The sequence below is a fragment of the Candidatus Enterococcus courvalinii genome (genome assembly GCF_017315945.1).
GTDB lineage: Bacteria > Bacillota > Bacilli > Lactobacillales > Enterococcaceae > Enterococcus_B > Enterococcus_B courvalinii.
Genome location: NZ_JAFLWI010000004.1, coordinates 57648 through 72752 on the forward strand (window position 1 = coordinate 57648; position 15105 = coordinate 72752).

Sequence of the window (15105 nt, forward strand, 5' to 3'; positions counted from 1 at the left end):
CGTTCAGTTTAGCATGAATGAAAAACAACTTCTCTTTATTTGGCTCTAACTTTGGTGATTTTAACAAAAGAACGCTAAAATAAAGAGAACTTGAGAAGATTAGAAAGAGGCGAGAACATGAATTACTTTATTAGTGATCTTCATTTTTTTCATAAGGCCCTATTAGGACAAAATGATTTTGCTCCACGTTTATTTAAAACAGTCGATGAAATGAATGCTCAACTCATTGATAATTGGAATGCTATCGTAAAAGAGCAAGATACCGTTTATCATTTAGGCGATCTTGCTATGCACCCCCAATATGAAAAAGGAAGTCAAGAAATACTGGAACAAGTGAAACAATTAAATGGGAAAATCCATTTTATTAAAGGCAACCATGATAGCCGAGCTTTTTTTCGTTATTTAGAAAAAAATGATCCTGGAATGATGAATCAAGACAAGAAGTTTTATTTTCATGATGTCGGCGCAATCGTTAAATTTAATCACCATCAATATTATTTAACGCACTATCCTTTACTGTTGGGACAAAATGACGCGGTCCGTAATTTGCATGGGCACATCCATAATTACAGTGTTCCAATTGGAAACGATGTAAATGTTGGTGTGGACGCTCCGGAAAGAGAACTATTAGCCAAAGCATTGCCATTTGGTTCGCCGTTATCAGAAGCAAATATTGATGAGATTTTTCAAGCAAAGCAAGAAGAACTAACAAAAATCAAACGATTATAAGAAAAGTTCATTTTATATAAAACGATGATTTTTTGATTGCGAGTTGTTGAAATTATTTTTGGTGAAAACTTAAGAACAAAGAGATGAAATTTTCAAAAAAATGACGTATAATGGAAAGCACTGAAAAGTTGCGACCTTCAACTCGTAGATGTTTCAGAAAATCTAATTGAAATGATGGTGATAGTATGACAGACAACAGCAAAACACGCGTTGTCGTAGGGATGAGCGGCGGAGTCGATTCATCAGTAACAGCACTTTTACTAAAGGAACAGGGGTATGATGTAGTCGGTATCTTCATGAAAAATTGGGACGATACAGACGAAAACGGCGTATGTACAGCAACGGAAGATTACAAAGATGTTGCAAAGGTTGCGGCGCAAATCGGGATTCCCTATTACTCTGTAAATTTTGAAAAAGAATATTGGGATCGAGTATTCGAATATTTCTTAGCAGAATATCGTGCAGGACGGACGCCAAATCCAGATGTGATGTGTAATAAAGAAATCAAGTTTAAAGCATTTTTAGATTACGCAATGGATTTAGGGGCAGAATATGTAGCAACTGGACATTATGCACAAGTTTCTCGTGATGAAAATGGTGTCGTTCACATGCTTCGTGGTGTGGACAACAACAAGGATCAAACCTATTTCTTGAGCCAATTGTCACAAGAACAATTAGCAAAAACAATGTTCCCGCTAGGTGGTATGGAAAAGTCAGAAGTACGTGCCATTGCTGAACGTGCTGGCTTAGCGACAGCAAAGAAAAAAGATTCAACAGGGATCTGTTTTATTGGAGAAAAGAATTTCAAACAATTTTTAAGTAATTACTTACCAGCGAAAAAAGGAAACATGGTGACGCTTGATGGTGAAGTCATGGGACAACATGCTGGTTTAATGTATTATACAATCGGTCAACGCCAAGGATTAGGAATTGGTGGCGGTGGAAAGACACAAGAACCATGGTTTGTTGTAGGAAAAGATCTGACAACAAACACGTTATATGTTGGCCAAGGATTTAATCACCCAGCATTGTATGCAACAAGTCTTGAAGCAAGTGAAATTCATTTCACAACCAACAATGAAATGCCAAAAGAATTCAAATGCACAGCGAAATTCCGTTATCGTCAACAAGATGTTCCTGTAACAGTTCGTTTACTTTCTGGCAACCGCGCAGAAGTCATTTTTGATGAACCAGTGCGTGCAATCACACCAGGGCAAGCAGTTGTCTTTTATGATGGGATGGAATGTTTGGGTGGCGGCTTAATTGATAATGCTTTCCAAGAAGCGAAAGTGTTGCAATATATCTAAAGGTTGCGGGCTAATTGTTTAACTCCAAGAGGATAAGGAATGTTGTTTGAAAGTAGTTTGGTAGCTTTGAACAAACAAGAGCTATCGCAAGAAGTTGATTTGAGAGCACCGAATATCAGTGATTTCGGCTCAAATCGTTTGGCTCCGAGAAGATAAGGAAGGTTTGTTGAAAAACAATGTACATCGTTTTGAGCAAGCAATAATGATTACTTTAAGTAACAAAAAAGAAAAAATAGCTACTCCTAATTTAGGAGTAGCTATTTTTGTTGTTCACTCACAGAAAAGTAGAGTGATGTGAGAAAAGATGAATTGATAGTGATATCAATTCATCTTTTCATTTTTTATTTAATGCAACTGTTTTTCTTTCAAAGAATGGTCTGCTAATGTTGAATCATCTAAAGGAGCCGTTTTTTCGGCAACTGTTTCGTGGATGTCATGTGTATTATGACGGACTAATACAAAATTAACCATGACCAGTAACGAAGTCGAGAGGAATACACCACGATAACCAAAAGCACTCGAAACGCTTGAACCAATCATTGGGCCAATCACATTCCCTGTTGCTTGGAAAGATTGATTGTAACTAAAAATTCTACCTGCAGCATGATGTGGTGAATATTTAGTAATCAATGCTTGAACTGCTGGAAGAAGACACGCATCAGAGATCCCAACCAAAAAACGTAAACCAGCAAGCTGCCAAACATTGGTGACAAATGCCATTGGGATATAAACCAAAACAGCGAAACCTAAGCCAATTGCTAAAATTCGTTCACTACCGATTCGATCACCAAGCCGTCCAAATCGGGGGGCAGCAATCAAAGTTGCGATTCCAGGAATGGATGCGATGATTCCACTAACTAAGGTCACGTTTCCGTGTCCATTCAACAGCTGACGGATATACAGACTAATGATTGGACTAATTGAATTATTAGATGCTTGGATGATCATCGTTGTGATAAACATTCCTAAGACAACCTGAGGATATTTAAGCTCTCGAAAGATTTGTTTGGCAGAAACCATGTTTTCTTTTTTTACAGGGACAAATTCTTCATGAACAAAAAATAAACTAAGTAGAAAAACTAAAAATAAAATAATTCCAGTAATAAAAAATGTTGGGCGATAACCAAATGTTGAAGCAGAAATCCCACCTAATAGCGGACCAAGCAATGTTCCAGTAACTGATCCAGTTGCCAGTGTTCCAAGAACTTGTCCACTTTTTTCTTTAGGAGTTCCTGTCGCAACGAGAGCTGTGGCGTTACTGATATAGCCTGAAAAAATACCTTGTAAGAGACGTAAGCCGACAAGTTGATAAACATTGCTGACGCAACCCATTAGAGCAATCACGACTGCCATGCCAAGAGAAGCTCGTAACAGCATCAATTTTCGCCCTTTTTGATCGGCAAGTTTGCCCCACCATGGTGAGATGATCGTTGTTACCAAAAAAGTAGAAGAAAAGGTTAAGCCACTCCAAAAATTCAACTGAGCGGTACTGTAATGACCTAACGTATCTATGTAAAGTGACATAAATGGCATGACCAGACTAAACCCAATACCAGCCATAAAAGTTCCAAACCATAAAACGAGTAGATTACGTTCCCAAACTTCCCTTTTTCTAAATAATTTTCTTTTTATTTGTGTAGTCAAACAAAATCCTTCTTTCTGAAAATTTTCATCTACAGTCGATTATTATAAACTACAACTTGTAGTTTATCAATAAAACTCCCTTTTTTATCCGAGTTTTTCGTGTTAAACTATGAATGTTAAGGATTTTTTTACCTATGAGGAGATTAAAGAAATGAAAAAGAGAAATCTGTCTCAAGAAAAAATCATCGACTGTTTTCGTGCGCTAGCAGAAGAAATGGATGTACAGCAACTTACTTTTCAACATTTAGCTAAACGTTTAGATATCAAATCGCCCTCACTCTATAATTATTTTAAAAATATTCGTGAGGTGAAAACGGCGTTGACCGCGCAGCTTTTACGTGAACTGAACGACCAATTATTACGAGCGTTAGTTGGGAAAAGTGGTGCTGAGGCACTACGAATATATGCAAAAACTTATCAAGAATTTGCTTTTGCCAATCGTGCAGTCTATGAATTATTGATTAGTATTCCTCACACAAATGAAGAAATTTTACTGGATGGAATTCATGAAACGAATCAAATCATCTTGCAGATTTTTGAAGTGTTCGAATTAACAAATGAAGAAAAAGTTCATCGCAGCCGTGAGCTAAGAAGTCTGATCCATGGTTATTTATCTTTACGTTTTTTAGGCTATTTTACGCGTGAACCACAAGTGGATCCAGAAGAAAGCTACCGCTGGATGATTGAAGATTTTATTGCGACATTGTCATCTAAAAAAGGTTTGGATAAATGAAAAAGAAATTCGCTAGATTTTTGTAAGAGTGATTTCTTGCAACTTTTTTGAAAAGTGACTAAGATGTAGCTATTGTGAAACGAGCAGAACAAAATGCTTACGTCTAAGTTGAAAAGAGGGAACGCAAATATGTATCAAGTAATAACCATGTTTGGTGATAATGAGCCATGGTGGTTTTTCGAAAATTGGGAAGAAGATATTCAAGATGAGAAAATCTTCGATTCTTTTGAAGAAGCCAAAGCTGAGTATGAAAAACAATGGATCGCAATCCATCAAAAATATGAATATATCAATGCGAAGAGCAACTTTCTAAGTGCCTTTTGGAATGAAGGAGAAGAGCGCTGGTGTGAAGAATGTGATGATGATCTCCAACAATATAAAGGGTTAGCTTTATTAAAAGAGAATCAACCACTCAGCGTAGAAAGTGGAAAGGAATTTTATGAAACAACTAATTCTAGCGGAAAAACCAAGCGTTGCCAAAGACCTAAGCAAGGTGCTTGGAGCTAATCAAAAACATAAAAACTATTACGAAGGACCCAAGGTGATCGTGACTTGGGCCCTTGGTCATTTATTGAGTTTAAAAATGCCAGAAGACTTGAACAAAGAATGGCAGAGCTGGCAGATGGAAACATTGCCAATGATTCCTAAAAATCTAGGAATCAAACCCCTACCAAAAACTGGGCATCAATTAAAGGCAATTAAACAATTAGCAACCCGAAAAGATGTGGGGGAAGTTGTCATTGCGACCGATGCTGGAAGAGAAGGCGAGTTAGTTGCGCGCTGGATTTTAGAATATGTACATTTTAGTAAACCAGTGAAACGTTTATGGATTTCTTCTCAAACAGACAAAGCAATCAAAGAAGGATTTAAGCACCTCAAGCCAGCCAAAGAATACGATGCACTCTATGCTTCTGCTTTGGCAAGGGCAAAAGCAGACTGGTTAGTCGGATTAAATGTAACACGTGCATTGACAGTTAAATATCAAGATAATTTATCTGCGGGCCGGGTGCAAACACCGACTTTAGCTTTAGTGCGTGATCAAGAAAAGAAAATCGAACAATTTCGACCACAAACTTATTTTACGATTCATTTAACTGTGGCCCACGAACAGGCGAAAATGCTTCAAAAGAATCAATTTGCATTGAAAAAAATAGAAGAAGCGCAAGCATTGGTGAAAACATTCAGTCAGTCGAATGGAACGGTAACAGAGATTCAAGAGAAGCTAAAAACCGAGCCTGCTCCGCTTCCTTATGATTTGACAGAAATCCAGCGTGAAGCCAACCAACGATATGGTTATTCAGCTAAAAAAACATTAAGCCTAGTTCAAAGTTTATATGAAACACACAAAATCGTAACTTATCCGCGTACAGATAGTAAGTATTTGACAAATGATATGAAAAGCACGATGAAAGAGCGTCTACAAGCTGTTAGTGATTTTGCACCAGAAGTAAAACTTTACTTGAAAAACGGCGCAGTAGTGAAACAAACAAAAGTATTTCAAGACAACAAAGTAACGGATCACCATGCGTTGCTGCCAACGGAAAACCGTCCGCGTTATGAAAAATTGAGTAACGAAGAACAGAAAATTTATCAAATGATCGTCACACGTTTCCTAATGTTATTTGCGGAACCACATAAAGTGAGCCAGACAAAAATTACCGTAAGTTTTGGAACAGAAATCTTTGTTTTTCGTCAAAATCGAGTAGTTCAATCTGGGTGGAAACAATCAACGGCAGAAGCGGCTAACGAAGTTGAGTGGAAAAAAGGACAGCGCATTGCGCCAAACTTTACAGTGAAAAAAGAACTGTCAGCACCACCAAAACCATTGACTGAAGCAAGTTTACTCGGATTTATGGAGAAATATAGCTTGGGTACACCAGCGACTCGCGCAGAAATTATCGAGAAATTGATCAAATCAGAATTGATGGAGCGAACACCAGTGGGGTTACAAGTTTCGCCAAAAGGCAAGCAATTACTTGAATTAGTCAATCCTTCATTAGTTACACCGGAATTGACTGAAAGTTGGGAAAAAGATTTAGAAGCCATTGCTGCTGGAAAGAAACAGTCCAATCAATTTCTTCAAGGAATTGAAAAGGAAACGAAACGTTTAGTGCAAGAAATCAAAACAAGCAAGCAATCTTATCAAGATTTTTCAATTACGCAAAAGAAATGCCCTGAATGTGGGTCAAATTTACGAGAAAAGAATACACGTGATGGTAAAATCTATGTCTGTACGAATGCGGACTGTAGTTACCGTCGACGAAAAGATCCTAAGGTGTCTAACCATCGCTGTCCACAATGCCATCGAAAAATGGAAATCATTGAAGGAAAAAATGGTGCTTATTTCCGTTGTAAGTATGATGGAACGACAGAAAAAATGTTAGGGAAAAAAGAGCAAAAGAAAAAGATGACGAAGCACGAGGAACGTCGTTTGATGAAAAAATATTCGCAGGCAGAAGAGCCAGAAGAAAGTCCGTTAGCAGCTGCTTTAAGAGCTGCGATGAAAGAGTAGTAGAAAAAGGTTGTGAAAGAAGTGCCCAGCTCCAACAAATAAGAAAAAATTATCAGAAATTGCTTCCCAAATTTTTGAATAATTTAGGCTTATTTGGAAGGAGTTACTTCTTGAACACCGTAGAAAAAGGTTGTGGCGCAAAGCGTTGTAGCACAAAACATCCCGCTTCAAACAAGTAAGAACACTTTTCTAAAAATAATTGCTCAAAAGTATTTAAACAGCTGAAGAACAAAAGAAAAACAAAAAAGCCACGCAACCTCTCATGTAGAAAGTTGTGTGGCTTTTTATGAAGGTTTCTGTTAGTTTTTAGCAGATCGTTTAGTAGGGATAAAGAAAATTTGAACCAGACTTATTTACTTAACTTCAGATTTCTATAAATTTTCAAAAATCGGCGGATGATTTAAATACTTCAAAATTTTCTGAAAATCTACAAAGTCAATGATTAGTGTCGTTGTATTCACATTTGGGTGAAAGCCAACGGTGTCTTTTTGGTCGATTGCTACATCAATCACTACTTGAATCTGATTTTTGGTATCATGCATGAGCGCTAAAGGAGTGAGTGTACCGGCAGGAACCCCTAATAATTGAGTCATTTGTTCTTCCGATAAAAAAGAAAGTCGTTTTTCAGATAATTCATCGGCTAATTTTTTTAAATCAGCCTGTTTTTCATCGGGCAAGATAACAAGATAAATTTGCTTTCCTTTTTTTGATTTCAGTAATAGATTTTTGACTTGAGGACCAGGTAAATCAAATGTCAAATTTTTGACAGATGTAATTGCTGGATGATCAACTTTTTGATAAGAAATTTTGAGGTGAGAAAGTAAATCATATGCTTCTTGTTCAGTTGCTTGGGACATGGCTCATTCGACCTCCTTCATTTCTTTTTATTTTAACAGGTAAAAAAAATTTGACAAATGAAAATTAATCCTGTAAATTACAACGTAAGTAAATGAAATGACATCGAAAAGAAGAGTAGCCATTAGCAGTTTTTAGAGAGTCTCTGGTTGGTGCGAAGAGATAGCGACTAATTGTGAAACACATCTTGGAGTCGGTTTTCTGAAATCGAGAAGTAGGAGAACCCGGGTAGCCCGTTATAGCTGCGGTCATTGTTTGATGACCAGATGAGGTTGGCTGACTGTGAAGCGCCGACAAAAAAAGGTGGAACCACGTTTATTCGTCCTTTGGTCATAACGACCGAAGGCTTTTTTTTTCACTATTTTCTGGGAACATGACCGCTGGAGGTTTTTTCTGCAAGGAAAAAGCAAACAGAGGTGGAATCACGTGTGAACGTCCTCTTGGCATTAAGCCAAGAGGGCTTTTTTTATTTAAAGGAGGAAAAACAATGAAAGATTTAATTGAAGTTATGCCGCAATTATTAGTTGGCGCACTGACAACCTTGAAATTATTTTGTTTGACATTGGTCGGTTCGCTACCACTCGGATTGATTTTAGCGTTGGGGTTATCGCTCAACTTTAAGCCAATTCGTTATCTTCTTCAAACGTATGTCTGGGTTATGCGAGGAACACCATTACTTTTACAATTGATTTTTGTATTTTATGGATTACCAACGATAGGAATTGTTTTTGATCGTTTTGAAGCAGCTTTACTAGCTTTTGTATTGAATTATGCGGCGTACTTTGCCGAAATCTTTCGCGGTGGGATCCAATCTATTCCACAAGGACAGTATGAAGCAGCGCAAGTTTTACAATTTAGTCCTTTTCAAACAGTAACGAAAATCGTTATCCCACAGGTAATAAAAATTGTTCTTCCTTCAGTAGGAAATGAAGTTATCAACTTGGTGAAAGATTCTTCGTTAGTCTATATTCTAGGCTTGGGAGATGTTATGCGTGCAGGGAAGATTGCTATGGAACGTGATGCTAGTTTATTACCATTGATTGGGGTAGCAGGAATTTATCTTGCGCTAACAGGAATCTTGACTTTGGTGATGAAACAAGTAGAAGAGAAGTTGAACTATTATCGCTAGGAGGAAAAAAAGATGATTGAGTTAAAAAAAGTAAGTAAAACATTTGGTAAAAAGCAAGTAATCAAAGAATTAGATTTAGTCATTCCTGATGGTAAAACACTCGCTATCGTTGGTCCTTCAGGTGGTGGGAAGACAACGCTCCTTCGCGTATTAGCTGGACTTGAAAAAGCAGATAGTGGCGAGTTTTATTTAGATCAAGAACCATTTAATCCAGCAGAACTAAAAAATCGAGAACAAGTAGTGGGTGTTGTGTTCCAAGACTTTCAATTATTTCCACACTTAAGTATTTTTGATAACATCACTTTAGCACCTAAGAATGTATTAAAGCAGTCGAAAGAAGTGTATACCCAAAAGGCAAAAGAGCTAGCAGAATCTTTAGGTATCAGTGATTTATTAGACAGCTATCCTTTCCAATTATCAGGTGGACAAAAACAACGTGTGGCAATTGCCCGTGCGTTAGCTATGAATCCAAGAGTGTTGGCTTATGATGAGCCAACAAGTGCACTTGATCCCGAGTTACGTCAACAAGTTGAGAAGTTAATTGTATCTTTGAAAGAAGAAGGCGTAACTCAGATTATCGTGACCCATGATTTAGTTTTTGCAGAAAATGTGAGTGATCAGTTATTAAAAGTAACACCAAACCAGTAAAAGAAAGGAAGAAAAAATAGATGAAAAAATTTACTCGGGCATTATTTTTAGTTCTTTTTATTTTACTCGGACTTTCTGGTTGTGGACGAAAGCCAACAGAAGACAGTTGGTCAACAATCAATCAAGAAAAAGAAATAACAATTGGTTTAGATGATACGTTTGTCCCTATGGGGTTTCGTGATAAAGAAGGCAAGTTAACTGGCTTTGATATCGAGTTAGCTAAAGCTGTGTTCAAAGAATATGGAATCAAAGTCAACTTTCAACCAATTGATTGGTCAATGAAGGAATTTGAGTTGACCAATGGAACGATCGATCTGATTTGGAACGGCTATTCGAAGACACCTGCACGTGAAAAAAAAGTGCAGTTCACGCAGCCATACATGGAGAATGCGCAAGTCTTGATAACCCCTAAAAGTTCTGAAATAGCAAACTTTGCAGACATGAAGGGGAAAATTTTAGGCGCTCAGAATGGTTCATCCGGTTATGATGTCTTTACGAAACAACCAGAAGTTTTAAAAGATTATGTAAAAGATCAGGAAGCTGTGTTATATGATAGCTTTAATGAAGCATTGATTGATTTAAGAAGTGGTCGAATTGATGGATTATTGATGGACCGTGTGTATGCAAATTATTATTTGAAACAAAAAAATCAATTGCAAGATTATCACATTTTAACTGGGGAATATGCAAGTGAGGACTTTGCTGTAGGTGCGAGAAAGTCAGATCGGACATTAGTGACCAAAATCAATCAGGCCTTTGACCAGTTGGAAGCGTCAGGTGAATTTCAAAAACTGTCGAAGCGATGGTTTGGGGAAAATGTGACGCCAAAATGACTAAATGAAAAATAGCTTAAGAAATCAGTGAGGGGTTTCTTAAGCTATTTTTATATTTAAGTAAATAAATAGAAAGAGAGGGAAGTTTACGCTATATAAAGTGACCAGAGTATTTGAACCTAGGGAGATGAGGACAGATAGGCGCTCATTTGAATTACTTGTGTCTTTTTTTATAAATATAAAAAAGAATGTTATCATTAATGAAACATATCTTTTACGGAGGAACGGTTTAATGAAAAAGGGTGTAGGGTATTTCGCCTGTGTGACGTTATTGTCGACAATGATGTTAGCAACGACAAGTGTTTTTGCTGAAGAAACAATGGATACAACAACGTATACAGGAACGGATGAGCAGACGGTAATGTCTACTTATGGGGAGAAACAGACGACAAGTAGTACAGTTACAGAGAATGACCTAATGAATGAAGAAGTGCAGACAGCTATTGTCAATGGGGAGCAAGTAACTGTTGAACAACCAGCCAAAGAAGGGCAAGCTGAAGCAGAGGCAACGGAGGCGCCAAAAGAAGAGCTACAAGAAGGTGGACCAAGTCTTTATGCACGTAGTTCAGTTAAAACATTCCCAATGTATCGTTTGTTCAATCCTTATAGTGGGGAACATTTTTACACAAGAGATACTGGTGAGCGTGATAAACTGAGAAAAATTGGTTGGAATTATGAAGGAATCGGTTGGCAAGCACCAACAACGGGTGCGCCTGTCTATCGTTTGTACAACCGTTACAATGGGGAACATTTTTACACGTTAAATGCGAAAGAGCGCGACAACATCACGAAATATGGTTGGAAATATGAAGGTATTGGTTGGTACTCGTACACTGGCTCAAATGGAATCCCTGTTAGTCGTCTGTATAGTAAACGAGTCAATTGGCATCACTACACGCTAGACGAAAACGAGAAAAATGTGATTAGTAAACAAGGCTGGGCATATGAAGGTGTAGGCTGGTACGCAGTAGGAAATGGTCAACAAACGAATGATGACTATAAGCTTCTTGGTGTAAAAAATTACAACCAATATGCTTTGGGCGCACCAAGTGGTTGTGAAGGTGCTTCACTATTACAAGCTTTACAATACAAAGGAAAAATCACCAACTGGGGCTTAACCCAATTTTTAAATACGATTCCTAAATCCACAAATGGAAATCCAAATACAGGTTTTGTTGGTAGCCCCTTTGTGGAAAATTCTTGGACCTATTCCGCAATCTATCCTGCACCACTAACAACTTGGGGACAAAAGTATGGTAATGTGCAAAATATTTCTGGAAGTTCGATGAATACTCTTTTAAATGAAGTGAAAAGCGGTAACCCAGTAGTTGCTTGGGTAACGATTAATTTCCAACCGATACGTTGGGGCAATTGGAATTTTGGTATAGCTGCCAATAATAACCATGCAGTAACACTTGATGGCTACAATAAAGGCAGTAATCAAGTTCATGTTTCTGATCCAATCAGCGGGTCATATTGGTTAAGCCGAACAACATTTGAGAATATTTACAATGCAAGAAAATATGCAGTAGTTGTAAAATAAGTAAAAGACGAGACAGGGACAAAATTAAAATCCAGCCGTTCTTAACATATTTTCCAATTTAAAAAACGCCTAAAATTATCGTTTTCAAAACGAATTTTGGGCGTTTTTCTATTTAGGTTACTTTTTGTTCCAGTCCAATTCTTTTATGAATTAGCCACCTGATTGAAAATAAAAAAATGAAAGTTAAAAGGCAATCGCTTGAAAATGAGCAGGAGAATGGTTATAGTTTGTGGATCTATTTCCAGAAGGGGATAGGAAAGTAACGCATTTGAAGCGACTAATATATGATAATTAGCTACTTTTCTAAAGAAAAACAAGGATTGACTTTGAAGGCTTTTTTTCTATTATAAAGAGAAGGGGGGAGTACATGAAAGAAGAATTGTTGAATTATTTGAAGAACCAAACGGCATTTCTCAATTTGAATGATTTAAGTGATATCTTCACTGCTTCAAAGTTGGCTGAAATATTTAAAGTGAAACGAAATACAGTTAGTCAATATTTAAATCTTATGACAGAAACTGGTGAGTTAGTGAAGATAAATTCACGTCCAGTTTATTATTTTCACAAAGAAGCATTCGAAAAACAGTTTTTTACGTTGCGCGCAAACTATTATGAAAACGCTAAACAAGTTTTATCTGAGCAACCCTTGTTTGGTAAAAAACAAGATTTATTTTCTCTTCTAATCGGTCACGATAAGAGTTTGCATCAAGTAATTGAACAAATCAAGGCAGCACTTAACTATCCTGATGGTGGATTACCTGTCCTGATTAATGGAGAAAGTGGTACAGGAAAAAGCTATTTGGTTAAATTGATTCATCATTACTGTATCCAAAATGATCTTATAGCAGAAGACGCACCTTTTGTGACATTGAATTGTGCACAATATGCGAATAATCCTGAACTTCTGACTAGTAATCTTTTTGGACATGTGAGAGGAGCTTATACTGGGGCGGATGACGATCGCAAAGGCGCATTTGAATTAGCAAATGGCGGGATTTTATTTTTAGATGAAGTGCATCGCTTGACTGCTGAAGGTCAAGAAAAATTATTTACTTATTTAGATCAGCATTTAATTTATCGAATGGGAGATACAAGTAATCCAATTAATGTTCAAACAAGGTTATTTTTTGCAACAACAGAAGAGCTAACTAGTAATTTCTTAAATACATTTATTCGGCGAATCCCGATCCAAGTGACAATTCCTTCACTACAACAGCGAGAGAAGAATGAACGAGTCGAGTTAATTTATTCTTTTCTGATTAATGAACAAACAAAAATCAAACGCGATCTTTTGATTAGTGGTCAAACACTTGAATTACTGGCTAATGGAAAATTTAAAGGGAATATTGGGGAATTAAAAAATATTATTAAGGTCATGGTGGCTAAAGCTTTCTCTGAATCGATGAAAGAACAGCCACTCAAATTGACCATTTATCAGCTACCAGAAAGATTGTTTTCGCAACATAGTTACAACTTACAAACATCATTTCCAGAAGAAATAGACATTCATAGTGAATCTAAAGTAGAAAATTTAATGATGCCAAATACGCACAATCAAGAAAAAGTGGATGACTTTTTATCAACTATCATTTTAGAATATCAAAAAGCTCATGGGCATTTGAACGAGTGCCATTTAAAATTAAAAGAAATAGTTGATCGGTTATTTGACTATTTGCTATTTAAAACAGACCGTAACCAAAAACATGAGACATTGCTATACCTAACGCAATATATTCGTGAAACTTTTCAACAAATGGAAAATGCTTATCAGATAAAGTTTAATGGGAATAGCGTATACGCAGTTGGGTATTATTTATTTCAACGTGGTGCTAGTCGTTGGATACCTGAGGATCGACAGATTATGGGGTTAGTCTATCAACTGGAAGCACAGCTCTTGGAAGCCTATCCAGCAAGCTATCATTATGTTGAAAGAATCCTTGAGTTATGCAAACCAAAGGTTGATATTGAAGTATCAGTAATGGATCGAATCGTTCTGACCCTATATTTAAAAAAAGCAGATTGGATCAAAAAACAGGGAATACCGAAAGCAATTATTGTCGCCCATGGTTATGCGACAGCTAGTAGTATTGCAAATGTTGCGAACCGTTTTTTAGAACATAATATTTTTGAATCATTTGATATGTCTTTAGATGTAACACCACAGCAAATTGCAGAAGAAATCCTAGTATACAGTGAAAACAATGATATTTCTAATGGACTAGTCATTTTAGTGGATATGGGCAGCCTCAAAGAGATCTATCAGTATTTTCCGAAGCAAATCAATGTACCAATTGTCATTATGAACAATGTGACAACGCCACTAGCGATTTTAGTAGGTGAAAACATTAAGAACCAACGAACTTTAAATGAAATAGCAAGTGAGTCTGTTGATAAAGTACATTTTGATTGGGAAATCATCTATCCAGAGGAAAATCGACCAAAAGCCTTGTTAACCACTTGTCAAACAGGTATCGGAACGGCAACTAAGATTAGTCAGTTATTAGAAAAAAGTTTACCTAATTCCTGCAAACTAAAAATTTTGCCACAAGAATATCGGATTTTAAATGAAAGAAAAGTAAATGAGATTGTTTTTTCTGTTTATGACGTCTTAGGGATTATTGGTACAGATGATCCAGCAATTGAAGGTGTAGCATACCTATCTTTAGAAGAACTGATCTCAGGAGATGAGCATCAGAAATTGAATGAATGGCTAAGTCAAGTGATGACACCAGAAGAAAAGCAGATTTTTAATACAAACATCGTCCGAAATTTTTCATTAGAAAGAGTGATTGATTCAGTCACAATTCTTGATACGGATAAAGTGATGAGTGAAATTGATTTATTTATACGTGACCTGGAATTAGTTAACTTGATTCAGTTATCAAATGCAAAAAAATTAGCACTATATGTCCATGTTAGCTGTCTGATTGAGCGTTTGATTCGAAATATCCCAATCGAAACTTATGAGGGGCCCTTGATATTTGATCAGTGTCAAAAGGAACACTTGAAGAGCCTTAAAAAAGCTTTTAGTGTCATTGAACGTGATTATAGTGTCGTGATTCCAGATTCTGAAGTTGCTTATATTTTTGATATTGTCTATAGAAACACTGACACCTCAATGAAAACTAAAGAATTTTAGAAAAGCAAGCAGTACGCCACTAAAAGTTGGCAC

General features: G+C 36.8%; 13 protein-coding genes and 1 other annotated feature. Of the genes, 11 read left to right on the forward strand and 2 right to left on the reverse strand.

The annotated features are described in order from the left end of the window. The first annotated feature begins 117 nt into the window (after nucleotides 1-117). The 3 genes from JZO71_RS03405 (at nucleotide 118) to JZO71_RS12535 (ending at nucleotide 2334) form a co-directional block, all read left to right on the forward strand. Nucleotides 118-729: a metallophosphoesterase family protein gene (locus JZO71_RS03405; protein WP_206898193.1), complete on the forward strand. Its 612-nt coding sequence runs from the start codon at nucleotides 118-120 to the stop codon at nucleotides 727-729. A gap of 185 nt (nucleotides 730-914) precedes the next feature. Beyond that, on the forward strand, nucleotides 915-2036 hold the full coding sequence (gene mnmA, locus JZO71_RS03410) for a tRNA 2-thiouridine(34) synthase MnmA (RefSeq protein WP_206898194.1): 1122 nt from the start codon (nucleotides 915-917) through the stop codon (nucleotides 2034-2036). Nucleotides 2037-2202: 166 nt separating this feature from the next. After that, nucleotides 2203-2334: a hypothetical protein gene (locus JZO71_RS12535; protein ID WP_277988587.1), complete on the forward strand. Its 132-nt coding sequence runs from the start codon at nucleotides 2203-2205 to the stop codon at nucleotides 2332-2334. A 47-nt stretch (nucleotides 2335-2381) separates the two neighbouring features. On the opposite strand, the gene JZO71_RS03415 is transcribed toward JZO71_RS12535, so the two are convergent. Then, a complete protein-coding gene (locus JZO71_RS03415; protein ID WP_206898195.1) occupies nucleotides 2382-3680 on the reverse strand; it encodes a multidrug efflux MFS transporter in 1299 nt (432 codons plus the stop codon). 151 nt (nucleotides 3681-3831) lie between these two features. Between JZO71_RS03415 and JZO71_RS03420 the strand changes: the two genes are divergently transcribed. The 3 genes from JZO71_RS03420 (at nucleotide 3832) to JZO71_RS03430 (ending at nucleotide 6925) form a co-directional block, all read left to right on the forward strand. Further along, a complete protein-coding gene (locus JZO71_RS03420; RefSeq protein WP_206898196.1) occupies nucleotides 3832-4413 on the forward strand; it encodes a TetR/AcrR family transcriptional regulator in 582 nt (193 codons plus the stop codon). Nucleotides 4414-4542: 129 nt separating this feature from the next. Continuing rightward, a complete protein-coding gene (locus JZO71_RS03425; protein ID WP_067482663.1) occupies nucleotides 4543-4920 on the forward strand; it encodes a DUF1033 family protein in 378 nt (125 codons plus the stop codon). Beyond that, on the forward strand, nucleotides 4853-6925 hold the full coding sequence (locus JZO71_RS03430; RefSeq protein ID WP_206898197.1) for a DNA topoisomerase III: 2073 nt from the start codon (nucleotides 4853-4855) through the stop codon (nucleotides 6923-6925). The genes JZO71_RS03425 and JZO71_RS03430 overlap by 68 nt, the downstream gene beginning before the upstream one ends. Before the next feature lie 371 nt (nucleotides 6926-7296). On the opposite strand, the gene JZO71_RS03435 is transcribed toward JZO71_RS03430, so the two are convergent. Then, on the reverse strand, nucleotides 7297-7782 hold the full coding sequence (locus tag JZO71_RS03435) for a prolyl-tRNA synthetase associated domain-containing protein (protein ID WP_206898198.1): 486 nt from the start codon (nucleotides 7780-7782) through the stop codon (nucleotides 7297-7299). A gap of 94 nt (nucleotides 7783-7876) precedes the next feature. Continuing rightward, nucleotides 7877-8110 (forward strand) — a binding site (T-box leader). A 157-nt stretch (nucleotides 8111-8267) separates the two neighbouring features. Here JZO71_RS03435 and JZO71_RS03440 point away from each other — a divergent pair. The 5 genes from JZO71_RS03440 to JZO71_RS03460 all read left to right on the forward strand — a co-directional run bounded on the left by JZO71_RS03440 (nucleotide 8268) and on the right by JZO71_RS03460 (nucleotide 15072). Next, entirely contained in the window at nucleotides 8268-8909 is a 642-nt protein-coding gene (locus JZO71_RS03440) for an amino acid ABC transporter permease (RefSeq protein WP_206898199.1), read from the forward strand. Between the two features lie 12 nt (nucleotides 8910-8921). Beyond that, nucleotides 8922-9557: an amino acid ABC transporter ATP-binding protein gene (locus JZO71_RS03445; protein WP_206898200.1), complete on the forward strand. Its 636-nt coding sequence runs from the start codon at nucleotides 8922-8924 to the stop codon at nucleotides 9555-9557. Nucleotides 9558-9577: 20 nt separating this feature from the next. Further along, nucleotides 9578-10390, forward strand: a complete 813-nt coding sequence (locus JZO71_RS03450; RefSeq protein WP_206898201.1) for an amino acid ABC transporter substrate-binding protein — start codon at nucleotides 9578-9580, stop codon at nucleotides 10388-10390. Nucleotides 10391-10622: 232 nt separating this feature from the next. Beyond that, nucleotides 10623-11933 (forward strand): C39 family peptidase, encoded by a 1311-nt coding sequence (locus JZO71_RS03455; protein ID WP_242590376.1) that lies wholly within the window; start codon nucleotides 10623-10625, stop codon nucleotides 11931-11933. A gap of 367 nt (nucleotides 11934-12300) precedes the next feature. Next, a complete protein-coding gene (locus JZO71_RS03460; protein ID WP_206898202.1) occupies nucleotides 12301-15072 on the forward strand; it encodes a sigma-54-dependent transcriptional regulator in 2772 nt (923 codons plus the stop codon). Nucleotides 15073-15105: the final 33 nt, after the last annotated feature.